Origin of the sequence: Shinella sp. S4-D37 (assembly GCF_040812195.1) — a bacterium.
Lineage (GTDB): Bacteria > Pseudomonadota > Alphaproteobacteria > Rhizobiales > Rhizobiaceae > Shinella.
This window is the reverse complement of the sequence record NZ_JBFNXL010000005.1, coordinates 2,297,737-2,316,098: the sequence shown is the minus strand read 5'-3', so window position 1 is coordinate 2,316,098 and position 18,362 is coordinate 2,297,737. Positions and strand designations below refer to the sequence as shown.

The following is an 18,362-nucleotide window of genomic DNA, read 5'->3' as shown; positions in this document are numbered from 1 at the left end:
GCTCATCCTCCCTTCACCGGAATGAATTGGTGCATTCACGGTTGTTGGAGTATCCCGTCAGAAAATCCATAAATTGACGGGATGCCACACCATGGCCGACGCAAAAAACACCAGCGGCCCCCAGACCGGCGATTCGCCCCGCGGTTTCGCCTTCGCCTTGACGGCCTACGTGCTCTGGGGGTTCCTGCCCTTCTTCATGAAGGCCGTCGCGCATATTCCCGCCGCCGAGGTGGTGGCGCACCGCATCGTCTGGTCGGTGCCGCTGGCCGGCCTGGTGCTCATCTGGCTCGGCCGGACCGCAGACATCAAAGTGGCGCTGCGCTCGCCGCGCATGCTCGCCATGGCGACGCTGACGGCGGTGCTGATCACCATCAACTGGGGCATCTATGTCTGGGCCATCGCCGCCGGCCGGGCGATCGAGACGGCGCTCGGCTACTATATCAACCCGCTCTTCTCGATCTTCCTCGGCGCGGTCCTCCTCAAGGAGAAGCTGGACCGGGTGCAGATCCTCGCCATCGTGCTTGCCGCCCTGGCGGTGGGGATCCTCGCCTTCGACGCCGGCGGCCTGCCCTGGGTGTCCCTCAGCCTCTGCATCTCCTGGGGGTTCTACGCCTTCTTCCGCAAGACGCTGCCGGTCGGGCCCAACCAGGGCTTCTTCCTGGAGGTGCTGCTCCTGAGCGTGCCGGCGCTCGGCTACATCCTCTGGCTCGAATCGTCCGGTGAGGGTCATTTCGGCGATACCGGCCTTGCGGACGTGCTGTGGCTGCTCGCCTGCGGCGTCGTCACCGCCGTTCCGCTGATGGTCTACGCCAACGGCGCGAAACTGCTGCGCCTGTCCACCATCGGCATCATGCAGTATATCGCCCCGACCATGATCTTCCTCATCGCCGTCTTCGCCTTCGGCGAACCCTTCGGCACGACGAAGCTCATCGCCTTCGCCTTCATCTGGGCCGCGCTCGTCCTCTATTCCAGCTCCATGGTGCGCACGGCGCGGGCACGGCGCCTCGCGGCGGCGGAACTCAGGCCGGCGGAATAGACGGGGCGGGGAAGGGACTGTTCCGGGGAATTGCCTTGGAGTCCGTCAGGTTCATTCTGAACCGGACAGACTCTGGGCTTCCTTGTTTTCGTTTGTCTCTTCGGGAAAACCGGTTCCCACTTTTCCCTGATGAACTCTAGAGCCGGGCGATGATGTCGGCTTCGCCCTCGCGGTCGACCTGGCCCGCCCAATGGCCGACGAGCGCGGCGACGATCTCTTCCGGCTCGTCGATGACCATCGGCTGGACGAGATGGGCCGTGTGGATGAAGCCCTCGTCGGCCATGTGGCGGATGAGCTTCAGCATCGGATCCCAGAAACCGCCGATATTGGCGAAGACCATCGGCTTGCGGTGGCGGCCGAGCTGTGCCCAGGTCATCACCTCGACGATCTCCTCCAGCGTGCCGATGCCGCCCGGCAGCGCCACGAAGGCGTCGGCGCGCTCGAACATCTTGTGCTTGCGCTCGTGCATGTCCGGCGTGACGATGAGTTCGCTGAGCTGGCCGAGCGAATGGCGGGTGGCCTCCATATCCACGAGGAATTGCGGTATGATGCCGGTGACGCGGCCGCCATGCGAGAGCACGCCGCTGGCCACCGCCCCCATGATGCCCTTCGTGCCGCCGCCGTAGACGAGGCGGAGATGGTTTTCGGCCATCGCCTGGCCGAGGCGCCGCCCGGCGGCGACATAGACGGTTTCGCGGCCCGGCTGGGAACCGCAGTAAACGCAGACGGATCGAATCGGCAATGTTTGTTCGCTCATGGCGGGATTCAGCCACCCGGCCGGCTGCCCGTCAAGGATAATGACGAAAAAGCACGGGGCGGCGGCCCCGGAACGTGTCGGGAACCTTGTGCGGGCCATTGGGAATCGATAGCAATTTCAGGAGGGGACCCCCGGGAAACCGGGACAGAGAGAGAGTTGATGATGAAGAACAAGACCGGTCTGGTGGCCTTGATCGTGCTGGCGGCGGCAACGCTGCTCATGGTTTTCTTCGTGCTGCCCAACATGAACAAGGACAAGCCGGCGGAAACCCCGGTCGCGACCCTTACCGACACGACGACGCAGGGCGGTGGCGAGACCACGACGGCCGGCGGCAAGCAGGCCCGTCCGACGACGGGGACCGGCGAGGCGGCAACGGGCGAGACGGCGACCGATACGCAGGCCGCCGCGGGAGGCGACAAACCGGCCGATGCAACGGCGGGCACGGCGGCGACAGCCACCGAGGAGGTCGCCAAGGCGGAGACGACGCCGGCCGATCCGGCCGCCGGCTGGGTGACGCCGGCCTTCGACGTCCTGCGCGTCGAGCCGGACGGTTCCACGGTGATCGCCGGCCGCGGCGAGCCGAACACCAAGCTTGAGATCAGGAACGGCGAGACCGTCGTCGCGACGGCCGATATCGGCCCCTCCGGCGATTTCGCTGCCGTCTTCGACCAGCCGCTCGCGGCCGGCGACTACCAGCTCACCTTGAACACGACGGACGACAAGGGCGCCTCGAAGACCTCGGAGGAGGTGGCGACCGTCTCCGTGCCGAAGGATACCGGCGGCGAACTGCTCGCCATGGTCTCGAAGCCCGGCGAGGCGAGCCGCCTGATCACGGTGCCGGAGACCGCGGAAAAGGCGGCCGGCGAGGCCACCGCCGCGGCGGAAAAGACGATCGACCAGCCGGCCGGCGAAACCGCCGCGGCCACGGATACGGCCGCTGCCACGGACACCGGCGCGGCCGCGGCCGTTGCGGACGACAAGCCCGCCGCGAGCGAAACGACGGAGGCCGCCACCGAGACCTCCACGGCCGCCGCCACGGCGACGGAGACCGCAAGCGATGCCGCCAGCACGGCGACGGAAACGGCGGCCAGGCCCCAGGCGCGCGTTTCGGCCGTCGAGCTGGAAGGCGAGCGCATGTTCATCGCCGGCACGGCCCGGCCCGGCGCGCTGGTGCGCATCTATGCCGACGACAAGCTCGTCGGCGAGGCGAAGGCCGACGACGAGGGCCGCTACGTGGCCGACGGCACGATCGATCTTTCGGTCGGCCGCCACACCGTGCGCGCCGACGTGATGAGCCCGGATGGCGGCAAGGTCGAGTTCCGCGCCTCCGTTCCCTTCGACCGGCCGGAGGGCGAGCAGGTCGCCGTGGTCGCGCAGGAGAACGCCACGGGCGATACCAGCCCGGCGCTCGGCCTCATCGGCGGCGGCACCTTCGACAAGCTGCGCGCCGAGGCCGACAAGGCGCTGGCGCTGCTGAAGGGGCTCTATGCCGACGGCCGCACCCCGACCGTCGAGGAACTGGCGGCTGCCCGTTCCGCGACGGAGATCGCGCTGAAGTCGCTGTCGGAATTCAAGCCCGGCCCGGAAGAGGGCGAGGCCGCCCGCGCCATGGCTGCCAAGGTCTCGGCCGCCGCCGCCTCGGCGCTCGCCCGCCTCCAGGCGCTGCCGAAGGACAGCGCCGCCGTCGGCGAAGCCCTCGGCGCGATCGAGACCGCCGTCGCCGACGCGCTGGCGCCGGCCATCGAGACGGCGCAGGCCGTGGCGGGTAGCGCTTCGGCCGCCGTGGACAGTTCCATCGAGGCGCTGGCCGGCCAGGCGACCGCGCTCCGGCAGCAGTTCGTGGCGCTATTTTCCGACGGCCGCAACGCGACGACGGCGGAGATCCAGACCGCCCGCACCGCGCTCGAAGGCGCCCTCAAGGCCGTCACCGGCTTCACGCCGCCGGCCGACGCGGCCGCGGACGCGGCGGCGGCGATCGCCAGGCTGAAGGGCTGGGCCTCGACCGCGCTCGACCGCCTTGCCGCGGTTCCGGCCGGCGCCGGCAAGGAGGCCTACCAGCAGGCGCTCGCGGCGCTCGAGGGCATGCCCTCGCTGACCGCGGCCGCCAATGCGGTGGCGAGCGGCACGCAAGAGGAGGCCGGCACGCCGGTCGCCGAGGCCGCAAGCCCGGCGGAGGAAACGACGACGGCTGGCGAAACCGCAGCCGCGACCGGCAGCGAGGGCGGTACAGCCGCCTCGGGCGAAGCGGCCGCGACGGGCGGCGGGGTGGTCGCCGGGGAGCCGGAGACGGTGGAGCAGGCGCCGCTGCAGGAGAGCAAGACCTCGGTGATCATCCGCCGCGGCGACACGCTCTGGCAGATCTCCCGCCGCATCTACGGCAAGGGCGTGCGCTACACGACGATCTACCTCGCCAACGAGGACCAGATCACCGATCCCGACCGCATCATTCCCGGCCAGGTCTTCGGCGTGCCGGACAAGACGCTGGAAAGCGATGCGGAGGCGGAAGAACTGCACCGCAAGCACGTTCGCGGCGATTGACCCGGCGGGTTCCGGCGGCCTTGCCGGAATTGCGCAAGGACAATTTCCGGCCGGCTGTTGCGAAGCGGCCGGCAAGGACCTATCTCCCCCATGCGGCGCCCCACCGGGCGCCGCATTTTCATTCGGCAGGTCCGGGACGAAACGAAGACGGGAACGCGACGGCGACCCGGCGGAGGCCAGCGTGGCAACGACGACGAAGAAGACGGTTTCGGCCGACAGCGGCAATCTCCTCCAAACGCTGGTGAACCTCTGGCCCTATATGTGGCCTTCCGACCGGCCGGACCTGAAGATGCGCGTCGTCTGGGCCTCGGTCTTCCTGCTCGCCTCCAAGATCGTGCTGCTGCTGGTGCCCTATTTCTTCAAATGGGCGACGGATGCGCTGAACGGCAAGGCGGATGCCGTCGCGCTGCTGCCGGCCTTCCTGCTCGGCGCCGTCATGCTGGTCTTCGCCTATAACGGCGCGCGCATCCTGCAGGCCGGGCTCAACCAGTTGCGCGACGCGCTCTTTGCCAGCGTCGGGCAATATGCCGTGCGCCAGCTCGCCTACCGCACCTTCGTGCACCTGCACCGCCTGTCGCTGCGCTTCCACCTGGAGCGGCGCACCGGCGGCCTTTCGCGCGTCATCGAGCGCGGCACCAAGGGCATCGAGACGATCGTGCGCTTCACGATCCTCAACAGCGTGCCGACCTTCATCGAGTTCCTGCTCACCGCCGCCATCTTCTGGTGGGGCTACGGGCTGCAATACCTTCTCGTGACCGCCGTCACCGTCTGGCTCTACATCTGGTTCACCGTGCGCGCGAGCGACTGGCGCATCTCCATCCGCCGCGCGATGAACGACAGCGACACCGAGGCCAACACCAAGGCGATCGATTCGCTGCTCAACTTCGAGACGGTGAAATATTTCGGCAACGAGGCGATGGAGGCGCGCCGCTTCGACCAGTCGATGGAGCGCTACGAAAAGGCGGCCACCCAGGTCTGGACGTCGCTCGGCTGGCTGAACTTCGGCCAGGCGCTGATCTTCGGCGTCGGCATGGCGGTCATGATGGGAATGTCGGCGCTTGCCGTGCAGCGCGGCGAGCAGACGATCGGCGACTTCGTCTTCATCAACGCCATGCTGATCCAGCTCGCCATCCCGCTCAATTTCATCGGCTTCGTCTACCGCGAGATCCGCCAGGGCCTGACGGATATCGAGCATATGTTCGAGCTGCTGGAAGTGGAGGAGGAGGTCAAGGACAGGCCGGGCGCCGCCGACCTCGTCGTCGCCGACGGCGCGATCGCCTTCAAGGACGTGCATTTTTCCTACGATCCGGCCCGGCCGATCCTCAAGGGCATCTCCTTCGAGGTGCCGGCCGGCAAGACCGTCGCCGTCGTCGGCCCTTCCGGCGTGGGCAAATCGACGCTCTCCCGGCTGCTCTACCGCTTCTACGACGTGCAGCAGGGCGCGATCACCATCGACGGGCAGGATGTGCGCAACGTCACGCAGAAGAGCCTGCGCGCGGTGATCGGCATGGTGCCGCAGGATACCGTGCTGTTCAACGACACCATCGCCTACAACATCCGCTACGGCCGGCCGGGCGCAAGCGACGCGGAGGTGGCGGCGGCCGCCGAGGCCGCGCAGATCGGCCCCTTCATCCGCCACCTGCCGGACGGGTTCCGGGCGATGGTGGGCGAGCGCGGGCTGAAGCTTTCCGGCGGCGAGAAGCAGCGCGTCGCCATCGCCCGCACGATCCTGAAAAGCCCGCCGATCCTCATTCTCGACGAGGCGACCTCGGCGCTCGATACCCGCACGGAGCAGGAGATCCAGGCGGCGCTCGACGTCGTTTCGAAGAACCGCACCACGCTCGTCATCGCCCACCGCCTCTCCACCGTCATTTCGGCGGACGAGATCATCGTGCTGAAGGACGGCGGCATCGCCGAGCGCGGCACCCATGGCGAACTGATGCAGCGCGAGGACGGCCTCTACGCCTCGATGTGGAACCGCCAGCGCGAGGCCGTGCAGGCCGAGGAGCGGCTGAAGCAGGTGCGCGAGAGCGACGAGCTCGGCGTCATCGTGCGCGGCGCGCCGGCAGCGGAATAGGAATTCGGCAGTAGGCAATAGGCATTAGGGAAGGACGGCGCGGCTGCCCCGCTTCCCTTCCCCCGAATTCCTACCGCCTACCGCCTACCGCCTAAAACATTGCCCCCATCGCCATTTCACGCTAGGTCGATGGCGTGAAATCATCAGGAGATGTCGGAAGATGAGTTTGGTCGATACGATACGCAGCACCCTGGTGCCGATCCATCGGGAGGGCTGGAAGTTCGTGGCCGGCTTCTTCGTCGCCTCGCTGCTGCTCGGCCTGGCCTGGGAACCGCTGATGTGGATCGGTTTCGTGCTGACGGCCTGGTGCGCCTATTTCTTCCGCGATCCCGAGCGCCTGACGCCGCAGGATGACGATCTCGTGATCAGCCCGGCCGACGGCCGCGTCTCGGCCGTCGCCATGGTGACGCCGCCGGCCGAACTGGAACTCGGCGACCAGCCGATGATGCGCATCTCGGTCTTCATGAACGTCTTCAACTGCCATGTGAACCGCGCGCCGATGCGCGGCCGCGTTGCGCGCGTCGCCTATCGCGCGGGAAAGTTCCTCAATGCCGACCTCGACAAGGCGAGCCAGGAGAACGAGCGCAACGGCCTCGTCATCGAGAGCGCGCACGGGCCCATCGGCGTCGTGCAGATCGCCGGTCTCGTGGCGCGCCGCATCCTGTGCTGGACCAACATGAACGACAGCCTGGAGGCCGGCGAGCGGTTCGGCCTCATCCGCTTCGGCTCGCGCCTCGACGTCTTCCTGCCCGAGGGCGTGCAGCCGCGCGTCAGCGTCGGCCAGACGGCGATCGCCGGCGAGACGGTGCTGGCGGAATTCGGTTCGGCCAAGGGGCCGGTCATCAGCCGCAGGGGATGAGGAAACGAGGAGATAGGCAGTAGGCAGTAGGGTTCGAGAAACTATCTTCCACTGCCTACAGCCTGAAAACAGCGAAGCGAAACGCGATGGATACACCCTTTCCGCCCTATGAGCCGAATGGACCGAACGACGAGGCGCGCGGCCCGCGCCTGCGGGAAATCCCGCTGCGCATCATCATCCCGAACCTCATCACGGTGCTCGCCATTTGCGCGGGCCTCACGGGCATCAGGCTCGCCTTCGAGAACCGCTACGAGCTTGCGGTCGGCATGGTGCTGCTCGCCGCCTTCCTCGACGGCATCGACGGGCGCATCGCGCGCCTGCTGAAGGCCACCTCGAAATTCGGCGGGCAGATGGATTCGCTGGCCGACATCGTCAATTTCGGCGTGGCGCCCGCGCTGGTGCTCTACGTCTTCATCCTCGACCAGGCGCGCTCCTTCGGCTGGATCGCGGCGCTGATCTACGCCATCGCCGCCGGCCTGCGCCTCGCACGCTTCAACGTCATGGCCGAGCGCGAGACCAAGGCGAAGTGGCAATCGGAATATTTCGTCGGCGTGCCGGCGCCGGCCGGCGCCATGCTGGTGCTGCTGCCGATCTATCTCGGCTTTCTCGGCCTGGCGCCGAGCCCGCTCTTCGCCTACCTCGCCTCCGGCTATACCGTGCTGATCGGCTTCCTGCTGGTCAGCCGCCTGCCGGTCTGGTCGGGCAAGTCGGAAGGCAGCCGCATCCGCCGCGACCTCGTTCTGCCGGCCATCCTGCTCGTCGTGCTCTATGTCGCCACCTTGATGAGCTTCACCTGGGAGACCATGGTGGTGACGGTCGTCGCCTATCTCGCGACCCTGCCGTTCGGCGCCCGCTCCTGGCAGCGCAAGTACGGCGGCTGGACGGCGCCGGTAACGCCCGGCGCCAGCGAGTTCCCCGAGGAGCCCGACGGGCATTAGAGCGTTTCCGCTTTTCTTCGAATCGCGAAAACGCTCTATCTTTTTGTTTTAACGCAATTTCGGACGCAAAACCGCTGCGCACTTTTGCTGAAATTGCTCTAGCCCGCCATCTCATCCGCTTGAACCTTTGACAGGCCCTGTCCGCACAGCGCGGGCGGGGCTTGATTTTTTGTTGCAGGTCGATTATCCAGCAGTCAAATAGATAGCAAGCTAATTGTATTTGGGCTACCGAGATGAGCACATCCGATCCGCGCGAGCGTATCCTCGACGACCTGTCCCGCGTGCAGCGCAAGATGCGCGCCCTGTTCGATGCCCGGGTGAAGGAGCGGGGGCTGACGCTGCCGCGCGCCCGCGCGCTCCTGATCCTCGGCCGCGGCGTCAATCTCAACCAGCGGGAACTCGCCGACGAACTCGACATCGAGACGCCGACGCTCGTGCGCCTGCTCGACGGCATGGAGAAGCAGGGGTTCATCGAGCGCCAGTCGGTGGAGGGCGATCGCCGCGCCAAGCAGGTCGCCATGACGCCGCACGGCGCCAGGGTCGCCGAGGAGGTGCTGGACCTTGCCCGCTCGCTGCGCGCCGACGTCCTGAAGAGCATATCGGTGGGCGACATGTCGACCACCGTCAAGGTCTTCGCCGCCATGTCCGACAATATCGCCAAGAGCTGTCGGGAGAGCGTCGAGGCATGAGCAACGTTCCCGCTTCCGGCGGGCGCGAAGGGGAGGGCGAGCCGCCGCGGTCCGGGGCGGTGGCGCCGGCCGGCGGCCTGCCGGCCGCTCCGCCCCCGCCGCCGCCGATGGCCCCGCCGCGCGCCGCCGCCTACATGGTCGCGTCCACCCTGCTTGCCATGACGCAGGGTTTTGGCCTGAACCTCGTGGCCGCCAATATCCCGCAGTTGCAGGGCCCTTTCGGCGCCACCGCCGCGGAGGCGACCTGGCTGATGGCCGCCTACATGGCGCCGAACGCCTCGCTTTCGCTGGCGCTCATCAAGATCCGCAACCAGTATGGCCTGCGCCCCTTCGCCGAACTCGGCATCGCCGTCTTCCTCCTCGTGTCGGTGGCGCATATCTTCATCACGGACCTGCAATCGGCCCTCGTGCTGCGCTTCTTCGCCGGCATCGCGGCCGCGCCGCTCTCCTCGCTCGGCTTCCTCTACATGCTGGAGGCCTTCAGCCCGGCGCGCAAGCTGACGATCGGCATCTCGCTGGCGCTGACCAATATCGGCCTTGCCGCCCCGCTCACCCGGCTCGTCTCGCCGGCGCTCATCGATATCGGCGGCGTCCGGGCGCTGCTGCATTTCGAGTTGGCGCTCGCTATGCTCTCCTTCGCGGCGATCTACCTCCTGCCCCTGGCGCCGCCGCCGCGGGTAAAGGTCATCGAGAAGCTCGATATCGTCAGCTATCTCCTCATCGCCGTCGGTTTCGGCTCGGGCGCCGCCGTGCTCGTGCTCGGCCGGCAATATTGGTGGCTGGAAGCGCCCTGGATCGGCGAGCTGCTCGTCGTCATGGTGGGCACGCTCACCGCCGCCGCCGTCATCGAGCTCAACCGGGAGAAGCCGCTGATCGACCTTCGCTGGCTGTTCAGCCGGGAGATCCTGCACTTTGCCGCCGTGCTGGTGCTGTTCCGGCTGATGCTGGCCGAACAGACCGCCGTCGCCGGCAATTTCTTTCAGATCACCGGCCTGCAGAACGACCAGCTCGCCGGGCTCTACGGCTGGGTCGCGCTCGCCACCGCGGCCGGCGGTCTCGTCTGCGCCGCCATCCTGAAGCCCGGCCGCGAGCCGGCTCTCCATATGGCGGCGCTGCTTTTGATCGGCGTCGGCGCCTTCCTCGACAGCCGGGCGACGAACCTGACGCGGCCGGAGCAGATGTATCTCAGCCAGGCGATGATCGCGGCGGGCGGCAGCCTGTTCCTGCCGCCGGCCATCGCCTCCGGCTTCACGCTGGCGCTGCGCAAGGGGCCGCAATACATCCTCAGCTTCATCGTCGTCTTCCTGGTGACGCAGAGCCTCGGCGGGCTTGCCGGCTCGGCGCTCTTCGTCTCCTTCATCACGCTGCGCGAAAAGTTCCACTCGAACATCCTCGCCGAGGCGATGACGCTCGCCGATCCGCTCATCGCCGGCCGCGTGGCTCAGCTTTCCGCCGCCTATGGCCGCACGATCACCGATCCGGCCGTGCTGAAGGCGGAGGGCGTCGCGCTGCTTGGCCAGCAGGTGACGCAGGAGGCCAATGTGCTCGCCCACAACGACGCCTTCCTCGTCATCGCGCTGCTCGCCGTCGCCGCCGCCGTGGCGCTCGCCATCCACATGCTCTCCGTCCGTATCAGAGAGGCCGGCGCCCGCAAGGACGGGCCGGCGGCCGTTGAAGGTTGACCGAAATGAAGACTTACATCCGCAACACCGCCACCGCGCTCGCCCTTGCCCTCGGCGTGACCGGCATCGGCGCCGTGCTCTACGCCTGGCAGCTTCCGCCGTTTGCCAGCGACGTCCAGACGACGGACAACGCCTATGTGCGCGGCTACGTGACGCTGATCAGCCCGCAGCTCGCCGGCTATGTCACCGAGGTGTCCGTCAAGGACTACGAGACGGTCAGGGCCGGCGCGGTGCTCGCGCGGCTCGACGACCGCATCTTCCGCCAGAAGGTCGAGCAGGCCAAGGCCACGCTCGCCAGCCAGAAGGCGGCGCTCGCCAATTCCGAGCAGCAGGAGAACGCCGCAAAAGCCCGCATCGGCGCCAGCGAGGCGGCGCTCGACAGCGCGACCTTCGCCAAGCGCCGGGCGGAGGAGAACTGGAACCGCATCGAGGAACTGTCGGACAAGGGCATCGCCACCCAGAGCGACCGCGAGCAGAGCCGCACCACGCTCGACCAGGCCGAGGCCGCCATCGCGCAGGCGCAGGCCAATCTCGAAGTCTACCGCCAGGACCTGCAGACGATCATCGTCGGCCGCGATTCCCTGCGCGCGGCGGTGGCGGGCGCGGAGGCTTCGGTGGAGCTTGCCAGGATCGACCTTTCCAACACCGTCATCACCGCCCCGCGTGACGGCGCGGTGGGCGAGGTGGGCGTCAAGCTCGGCCAGTATGTCGCCGCCGGCACGCAGCTCATGGCCGTCGTGCCGCACGACACCTGGGTGATTGCCAATTTCAAGGAGACGCAGCTTGCCTATATCAAGCCCGGCCAGAAGGTCGAGGTCAGCGTCGATGCGCTGAAGCACGCGGTGCTGACCGGCCATGTCGAGCGCTTCTCACCCGCCGCCGGCTCGGAGTTCAGCGTGATCAAGCCCGACAACGCCACCGGCAACTTCACCAAGATCGCCCAGCGCGTGCCGGTGCGCATCGCCATCGACGCGGGGCAGGAGCTCGCGAAGCACCTTGCGCCGGGGCTTTCGGTGGTGGTGAGGACGGTTGTGGGAGAGTAGGGGCGCCGCTGTTTGCGGGTGTGGCGTGGATCCTCGGGTCAAGCCCGAGGATGACGGAGGAGAGGAAGCGGCCGAACAACGTCAACGGCTTATCCGAAAACCTCCACTCCACCCTCCGTCATCCTCGGGCTTGACCCGAGGATCCACGCGCCACGCTCAACGTGACCGATTCACTCCGGCAGGCGATAATCCAGCAGGCGCCCCTGCCGCATGTCGAACAACTTCCCCGTCTCGGCATAGTCAGGCGCCACCAGCGACAGGACGACCTTCGCCACCTCCGAGGGGTGCTGCAGCGTCGAGGGGTCCTCGCCGGGGATCGCCTGGGCGCGCATGGCGGTGCGGGTGGCGCCGGGGTCGAGCGAGGTGATGCGCAGCGCCGTGCGCTGCGTCTCGCCGGCCCAGGTGCGCGCCAGCGCCTCCACGGCGGCCTTGGAGGCCGAGTAGGGGCCCCAGAAGGGCTTGCACTTGTGCGCGGCGCTGGAGGAGAGGATGACGGCGCGGCCGGCATCCGACTTCAGGAGCAGCGGCTCGAGCGAGCGGATGAGGCGCCAGGTGGCGGTGACGTTGATCGTCATCACCTTGTCGAACACCTTCGCCTCGATATGGCCGATCGGCGAGATCGTGCCGAGCACGCCGGCGTTCGCCACGAAGATGTCGAGCTTGCCCCAGCGCTCGAAGATCGAGCCGCCGAGCTTGTCGATCGCCGCCATGTCGGCAAGGTCGAAGGGCACCAGCGTCGCCGAACCGCCGAGCGCCTTGATCGCATCGTCCAGTTCCTCCAGGCCGCCGACCGTGCGGGCGCAGGCGATGACATGCGCGCCGGCCTTTGCGAGTTCGAGGGCGGTGAAATAGCCGATGCCGCGCGACGCGCCGGTGACCAGCGCGAGGCGGCCTTTCAGGTCGATGCTCATAATGTCTTCAATTATCCGTTGCTTGCCAGAACCGAGACCTTCCGTCCCATCGTCTCGCCTTCCTTGTCAAGGAGGCGCGTCGGATAGTCGCCGGTGAAGTAGTGGTCCGTGAACTGCGGGCGGGCCGGGTTGCGGTCCTCGCCGCCGACCGCGCGGTAGAGCCCGTCGATGGAAATGAACTCCAGCGAATCGGCCCCGATATACTTCGCCATCGCCTTGACGTCGTTGTACTGGTTGGCGAGCAGCTTGTCGCGATCCGGCGTGTCGATGCCGTAGAAATCGGGGTAGAAGATCATCGGGCTGGCGACGCGGATATGCACTTCCTTGGCGCCCGCATCGCGGATCATCTGCACGATCTTCAGCGAGGTCGTGCCGCGCACGATCGAATCGTCGACGAGGATGACGCGCTTGCCGTCGATCATCGCGCGGTTGGCGGAATGCTTCAGCTTGACGCCGAAGGCGCGGATCTGCTGCGTCGGCTCGATGAAGGTGCGCCCGACATAGTGGTTGCGGATGATGCCGTATTCGAACGGGATTCCGCTCTGCTGCGCATAGCCGAGCGCGGCGGGCGTGCCGCCGTCCGGCACCGGCACGACGACATCGCCCTTGACCGGGTGCTCCTTGGCGAGGTTCATGCCCATGTTCTTGCGCGCGACATAGACCGAGCGGCCGCCGACGACGGAATCGGGACGGGCGAAATAGACATATTCGAAGAGGCAGAGGCGTTCGGGCTGCGCATTGCCCGATTTCTTCGCTTCGATGGTGATCGAGCCGTCCGGCTGGATCTCGCAGACGACGATCTCGCCGTTCTCGACATCACGGATGTATTTCGCGCCGATGATGTCGAGCGCGCAGGTTTCCGAGGCGAAGATGGGCTTGCCGTCGAGTTCGCCCATGACGAGCGGGCGGATGCCCGTGGGGTCGCGCGCGGCGATGAGCTTCGTGCGGGTGATGCCGAGCATCGAATAGCCGCCTTCCATCTGGCGGATCGCGTCGATGAAGCGGTCGGTCGTGGAGGTGTAGCGCGAGCGGGCGATGAGGTGGAGCACCACTTCGGTGTCCGAGGTCGACTGACAGATGGCGCCGCCGGCGATGATCTGCCGGCGCAGCGTCATGCCGTTGGTGAAATTGCCGTTATGGGCGACGGCGATGCCGCCGACCTCCAGTTCCGCAAAAAGCGGCTGCACGTTGCGCAGCGCCACTTCCCCGGTCGTGGAATAGCGCGTGTGGCCGATCGCCATGTTGCCGGGCAGCTTTGCGAGCGTCACCGGGTTCGTATAGTGGTCGCCGACGAGGCCCATATGCTTTTCCGTATGGAACTGCTTGCCGTCGAAGGAGACGATGCCGGCGGCCTCCTGGCCGCGGTGCTGCAGCGCGTGCAGGCCGAGCGCGGTCAGCGTGGCGGCTTCCGGATGGCCGAGAATGCCGAAGACGCCGCATTCTTCGTGAAGCGTATCGCCGTCGAGATCGTCGTCGTGGCGGCCGGGAAACAGGAAATCGCTCATTGCTGCAAGCCTTTGCTCGGGACCTTGGAGGTTGCGCGGGGGTCTTTCGTCGCCCATATGGGTATCGCCGGAAGCATTTGCCACCGAGGCCCGGAAGCGTCAGTGGCGATGGTCTATACTACCAGAAAATCAGAAAGCCCGCCTTCGTCATTTCTCGCGAGCGGCGGGCTCTCCTCGTCTCATCATCCGTTCGTGGCGGGCGTCTCTTCGGCGGGCGCCTGGTTCGTGCCGCCGGTGGCGCCGTCCGGGTCCTCCGTGGCGCCTTCGCCCTCGGCGGGCTTGCCGCGCAGGCGGTCGAGGATCGTCGCATCAGCGTCTTCCGGCAGCAGCGCCACGAGGCGCGAGCCGAGATTGTCGAGCAGCGGCTTGGATTTCGCCGTGGTGACCCAGGAAGGCTGCTGCTGCGGGGCGACCAGCCAGTTGAAGAACAGCATGGCGACGACGACGAGCAGGATGCCGCGCGCCGCGCCGAACAGGAAGCCGAACGTGCGGTCCAGCGCGCCGATGCGGCTGTCGATGATGAAATCGGCAATCCGCATGGTGATGAAGGAGATCACGATGAGCGCGACGAGGAAGACGGCGGCGGCGGAACCCACCATGGCGACCGTGTCGCTCGTCGTATAGTCCTTCGCATAGGGCAGGAGGACCGGATAGAGGAAATAGGCGGCGGCCGCGGCACCCACCCAGCTTGCGACGGAGAGCACCTCGCGCGAAAAGCCGCGCACCATCGCCAGTACGGCGGAGAACAGCGCGACGCCGATGACGATACCGTCGAGAATTGTGATGGGCATGTTCGTCCTACTCCAAACCCGAAATGTCGCCGGGCCCCGCCTCGTTCAGGCGGGGGCACCTTAGCGGAAGGCGTCTTCGCCGTCTCAGTCCGGCACGCCGGCGGCCGATGTTTCCCACAGGCCTTTGCCGTCAAACGTCCTCGTCGTCCCGTTTCAGAGCCGCCTTCGATCCGGCAATGCGCGCCACCAGATCCGGAAGGCTGTCGATCTCGCTCCAGCGGCCGCCATTGCCCTTGGGCAGATCGACGGAACCGGCGGGCAGGACGGCCTGCGAAAACCCCAGCTTTTCCGCCTCCTTGAGGCGCTGGGCGGTGTGCGCCACCGGGCGAATGGCGCCCGACAGGCTGACTTCGCCGAAATAGACGCAATCGGCGGGAAGGGCAAGACCGGCGAGCGAGGAAACCAGCGCCGAGGCGACCGCAAGGTCCGCCGCCGGTTCCGTGATGCGATAACCGCCCGCGACATTGAGGTAGACGTCGTGCTGCCCGAGGCGGACGCCGCAATGGGCTTCAAGCACCGCGAGGATCATCGAGAGCCGCGCCGAATCCCAGCCGACGATGGCGCGGCGCGGTGTGCCGAGCGAGGTGGGGGCGACCAGCGCCTGAACCTCGACGAGAACGGGCCGCGTGCCCTCCATGCCGGCGAAGACCGCGGCGCCCGGCGATTTCGCATTGCGCTCGCCGAGGAAGAGTTCCGACGGGTTGGAGACTTCGCGAAGCCCCTTGTCGGACATTTCGAAGACGCCGATCTCGTCCGTCGGCCCGAAGCGGTTCTTCACCGTGCGCAGGATGCGGTAGTGGTGGCCGCGGTCGCCCTCGAAATAGAGCACGGCATCGACCATGTGCTCGACGACGCGGGGACCGGCGATCTGGCCGTCCTTGGTGACATGGCCGACCAGCACCATGGCGGCGCCCGTCTGCTTGGCGAAGCGGATCATCGCCTGCACGCCGGTGCGCACCTGCGTCACCGTGCCGGGCGCGGCTTCCGCCGTGTCGCTCCACAGCGTCTGGATCGAATCGATGATGACGAGGTCCGGCCGCCGGCCTTCGCCGACGGTGGCGAGGATGTCCTCGACATTGGTCTCGGCGGCGAGCAGCACGTCGGTCTCGGCGGCCTGCAGGCGCTGGGCACGCAGGCGCACCTGCGCGACGGCCTCTTCGCCCGAGACATAGACGATGCGGTGGCCGCGGCGGGAGAGGGCGGCGGCCGCCTGCATCAGCAGCGTCGACTTGCCGATGCCGGGATCGCCGCCGATCAGCACCGCCGAGCCGCGCACGAAGCCGCCGCCGGTCGCCCGGTCGAGCTCGCCGATGCCGGTGTGGATGCGCGGCGCCTCCTCGATCTCGCCCGAAAGCGCGGTCAGCGCGACCGGCCGGCCCTTCTTCGGCACCTTGCCGGGGCCGGAGCCGATGCCGCCCATCGGGTCCTCCTCGACCACGGTGTTCCACTCGCCGCAGCCCTCGCATTTTCCGACCCAGCGGGAATGCGCGGTGCCGCAGTTCTGGCAGACAAATTGGGTGCGGGCTTTCGCCATAAAATCTCGCTTTCCGGAATCGCTCCGGAAGTCCCTAGCACAAAAGGGGAACGTGTCCTATTTTTTCGCCGCCTCGTAGCGCCGCTCATAGCGGCTGCCGAGGCTGGTCAGGAGCTCGTAGTCGATGGTGCCGCCGGCGCGGGCGACATCCTGAATGGGCATGTTGCGGCCGAAGAGCTCGATGAAGTCGCCGGCCCTGACGCTGCCCGCCGGCAGGTCCGTCACGTCGAAATGGGTGAGGTCCATGGTGACGCGGCCGATGAGCGGCACCGTGCGGCCGTGCAGCACGCCGCTTGCGCCCGGGATGTGCGCCGTGCGCAGCGGCACGCCGGAGCCGGAAAGCGCGCGCATGTAGCCGTCCGCATAGCCGACGGCGGCGACCGCGATGCGGCTGTCGCGGGCAAGGACGGTCGAGGCGCCGTAGCTGACGCTCTCGCCGGCCTTCGCCTCGCGCACCTGCAGGATGCGCGCCTCGGCGGTGACGACGGGCTTCATCGGGTTCGGCACGTCGTTGACGGCCGCTCCGCCATAGAGCGAGATGCCGGGGCGGGTGAGGGTGAAGTGATAGTCCTCGCCGAGGAAGATGCCGGCCGAATTGGCGAGCGTCGCGTCGATGCCGTCGAAGGCGTCGACGACGGTGCGGAAGCGCTGGAGCTGCTGGCGGTTGAGCGGATGTTTCGGGGCGTCGGCGCAGGCGAGGTGGCTGAGCAGCATGATCGGCGAGAAGCTCGCCGGCCGCGCCACGTCGCCGGCCAGCGCCAGCGCATCCTCGACGCGCAGGCCGAGCCGGCTCATGCCCGTATCGACATGCAGCACGCAGGGGTGGTCGCTGCCGTCGGAGACCGCGGCCATGAAGACGGCGAGCTGCTCTTCCGAGGCGATGACGGGCACGAGGTCGAATTCGAAGAACAGCCGCTCGGAGCCGGCCCACATCCCCGACAGCACGTAGATGCGGGCATCCGGCAGCGTGGCCCGCAGCACCGCGCCCTCCGCGGGCGTGGCGACGAAGAAATCGCGTGCGCCCGCCAGGTGGAAGGTCCTTGCCGCCGGCTCCAGCCCGATGCCGTAGGCGTCGGCCTTCAGCACCGCGGCCGTGCGGGCGGCGCCCGAGCGCCGCGCCATGGCCCGCCAGTTGTCGGCCAGCGCGGAAAGCTCGACGGTCAGGCGGGCATGGTCCTCGCCGGCGACGGGCAGGGTGGCGCGGGGGGGCGTATGGTGCGTGCTCATGGCTCCTGAAATACAGCCTGTGGACCATGGCGGCAATACGGCCGCCCGCCGCATTGCCGCCGGGAGGGGCGGCCTCTATGGTGCAACGCGCAAAAGCGGGGAGGGACATGCGGCTGCGGAGACGAAAGACCTTGTGGGCGGCAGCGCTCGCCGCGGCTTCCTGGGGGCCGGCGGCCGCGCAGGATGCGCCGGGGGACGCCGCCCTGCGCGAGGCCCATGCGGTCCTGCTCGGCCTTGCCCAGGGCGGCGGCGAGCCGGTGCGCGAGGCGGGCGCGGACATCTACTATTCGATCGTCGACAATCCCGATGCGCCGCGGCTGGTGACGCGGCTGGAGGTTTCGGCCGCGCCGTGCCGCGCCCGCACGACCTCCGCCCTGCAGTTTCCCGGGCAATGGGCGACATTGACGCTCGGCCTCGTCGATCTCGGCCGCGTCGCCTCCGTTGCCGCCTATGCCTCGGCCGACGACATGATCGCGGAGATCAATCCCGTCCCGCTCTATTCGCCCGAAGCCGAGCAGGTCGTGCTGACCGGCGTGGGGCTCTACTGCACGAGCCGTCTGTCGCTCTCCGGCAGGAACGCCTCGGACGAGACCTGTTCGGACAGGCTCGACCTGTCGATGACGGACGAGGAGCAGAAGGCGCGCGGCCGGCGCGCGCTCGCCATCGTGGCCGACATCTGCAAGGCGCCGGCCTTCGGGAGGAAGTGAGGGGACGTTGGAAAACACTTCCCTCTGCCCGGCAGGGCAAAAGGGGCATTGCTCGACTCGTGCTACCG

The 18,362-nt window shown here is 67.7% G+C and carries 15 protein-coding genes; 9 read left to right on the top strand and 6 right to left on the bottom strand.

All coding sequences use genetic code 11. From position 1 onward, the window contains the following. The first annotated feature begins 91 nt into the window (after positions 1-91). Positions 92-1,036 carry an EamA family transporter RarD gene (gene rarD / locus AB3G45_RS18765; protein ID WP_367831973.1) on the top strand — a complete coding sequence of 315 codons (945 nt, stop codon included), beginning with the start codon at positions 92-94 and terminating at the stop codon, positions 1,034-1,036. A gap of 136 nt (positions 1,037-1,172) precedes the next feature. Here the strand turns inward: rarD and AB3G45_RS18760 are convergent, their stop codons facing one another. Next, the gene (locus AB3G45_RS18760; protein ID WP_367831972.1) at positions 1,173-1,793 is read right to left on the bottom strand and encodes a TIGR00730 family Rossman fold protein; all 621 of its coding nucleotides are present in this window, start codon (positions 1,791-1,793) and stop codon (positions 1,173-1,175) included. Positions 1,794-1,952: 159 nt separating this feature from the next. Here AB3G45_RS18760 and AB3G45_RS18755 point away from each other — a divergent pair, with 159 nt between their 5' ends. From AB3G45_RS18755 to AB3G45_RS18725, 7 genes are all read left to right on the top strand, one after another. Then, positions 1,953-4,331, top strand: coding sequence for a LysM peptidoglycan-binding domain-containing protein (locus tag AB3G45_RS18755; protein ID WP_367831971.1), 2,379 nt, complete (start codon positions 1,953-1,955; stop codon positions 4,329-4,331). Positions 4,332-4,512: 181 nt separating this feature from the next. After that, entirely contained in the window at positions 4,513-6,408 is a 1,896-nt protein-coding gene (locus tag AB3G45_RS18750; protein ID WP_367831970.1) for an ABC transporter ATP-binding protein/permease, read from the top strand. A 160-nt stretch (positions 6,409-6,568) separates the two neighbouring features. After that, positions 6,569-7,267: a phosphatidylserine decarboxylase gene (locus AB3G45_RS18745; protein WP_367831969.1), complete on the top strand. Its 699-nt coding sequence runs from the start codon at positions 6,569-6,571 to the stop codon at positions 7,265-7,267. An 86-nt stretch (positions 7,268-7,353) separates the two neighbouring features. Continuing rightward, positions 7,354-8,205: a CDP-diacylglycerol--serine O-phosphatidyltransferase gene (gene pssA / locus AB3G45_RS18740; protein ID WP_367831968.1), complete on the top strand. Its 852-nt coding sequence runs from the start codon at positions 7,354-7,356 to the stop codon at positions 8,203-8,205. A 233-nt stretch (positions 8,206-8,438) separates the two neighbouring features. After that, positions 8,439-8,894 carry a MarR family winged helix-turn-helix transcriptional regulator gene (locus AB3G45_RS18735; protein WP_367831967.1) on the top strand — a complete coding sequence of 152 codons (456 nt, stop codon included), beginning with the start codon at positions 8,439-8,441 and terminating at the stop codon, positions 8,892-8,894. A gap of 107 nt (positions 8,895-9,001) precedes the next feature. After that, positions 9,002-10,576, top strand: a complete 1,575-nt coding sequence (locus tag AB3G45_RS18730) for an MFS transporter (RefSeq protein ID WP_367833622.1) — start codon at positions 9,002-9,004, stop codon at positions 10,574-10,576. A gap of 5 nt (positions 10,577-10,581) precedes the next feature. Beyond that, positions 10,582-11,619: an HlyD family secretion protein gene (locus tag AB3G45_RS18725; protein WP_367831966.1), complete on the top strand. Its 1,038-nt coding sequence runs from the start codon at positions 10,582-10,584 to the stop codon at positions 11,617-11,619. A 170-nt stretch (positions 11,620-11,789) separates the two neighbouring features. Here AB3G45_RS18725 and AB3G45_RS18720 read toward each other — a convergent pair whose 3' ends face one another. The 5 genes from AB3G45_RS18720 to alr form a co-directional block, all read right to left on the bottom strand. After that, a complete protein-coding gene (locus AB3G45_RS18720) occupies positions 11,790-12,530 on the bottom strand; it encodes an SDR family NAD(P)-dependent oxidoreductase (protein WP_367831965.1) in 741 nt (246 codons plus the stop codon). An 11-nt stretch (positions 12,531-12,541) separates the two neighbouring features. After that, on the bottom strand, positions 12,542-14,035 hold the full coding sequence (gene purF, locus AB3G45_RS18715) for an amidophosphoribosyltransferase (protein ID WP_367831964.1): 1,494 nt from the start codon (positions 14,033-14,035) through the stop codon (positions 12,542-12,544). 182 nt (positions 14,036-14,217) lie between these two features. Then, on the bottom strand, positions 14,218-14,826 hold the full coding sequence (locus AB3G45_RS18710) for a CvpA family protein (RefSeq protein ID WP_367831963.1): 609 nt from the start codon (positions 14,824-14,826) through the stop codon (positions 14,218-14,220). A 130-nt stretch (positions 14,827-14,956) separates the two neighbouring features. Continuing rightward, entirely contained in the window at positions 14,957-16,360 is a 1,404-nt protein-coding gene (radA, locus tag AB3G45_RS18705; RefSeq protein WP_367831962.1) for a DNA repair protein RadA, read from the bottom strand. Between the two features lie 57 nt (positions 16,361-16,417). Then, positions 16,418-17,587, bottom strand: coding sequence for an alanine racemase (gene alr / locus AB3G45_RS18700; RefSeq protein WP_367831961.1), 1,170 nt, complete (start codon positions 17,585-17,587; stop codon positions 16,418-16,420). Positions 17,588-17,694: 107 nt separating this feature from the next. Here alr and AB3G45_RS18695 point away from each other — a divergent pair, with 107 nt between their 5' ends. Further along, complete coding sequence (locus AB3G45_RS18695; RefSeq protein WP_367831960.1) at positions 17,695-18,294, top strand: hypothetical protein; 600 nt, start codon at positions 17,695-17,697, stop codon at positions 18,292-18,294. The last annotated feature ends 68 nt before the right edge of the window (positions 18,295-18,362 follow it).